1 protein-coding gene is annotated in these 400 nt (G+C 35.5%); it reads right to left on the bottom strand.

Annotation, left to right across the window (positions count from 1 at the left end):
* The coding region (locus ACESM9_RS13215) for a hypothetical protein (protein WP_372999539.1) at positions 1–400 on the bottom strand (400 nt) is incomplete at both ends.

Raw genomic sequence — 400 nt, 5'->3', positions numbered from 1 at the left:
TACTTCTTCTTCATAGATGTATGGATTTTTTTCATCTACGTATATATCTCCTGTACCATTGTTGGAGTCGTATATTACATCATATGGATATGCGTTATAGTACAGCTTCAATACTAAACTACCGTCTGCTTTTATTGTTCCTGATGCTATTGCACTTTCATTATAATAGTCTAGGTAATAACCAGGATAATCCTTTTCTTCAGCATATACTTCTTCTCCTGTTGTACCAGTTAAAGTTAATGATTCTTTTAGACTGTAAGATTCGAAGTCTTCATTTTGTAGATAGTAGTTTATTGTATAACCAAACTGCTGGCTTTCATCTACCACATAGTATACATCTGCCACATTAGCGGCTGCATTTGCTGTTACTGTCAGGCTTGTAGGCTGTTCATCTGCTACC

This window comes from Lutispora sp. (genome assembly GCF_041687175.1).
Taxonomy (GTDB): Bacteria; Bacillota; Clostridia; order Lutisporales; family Lutisporaceae; genus Lutispora.
This window is presented reverse-complemented; position numbering and strand designations above follow the sequence as displayed.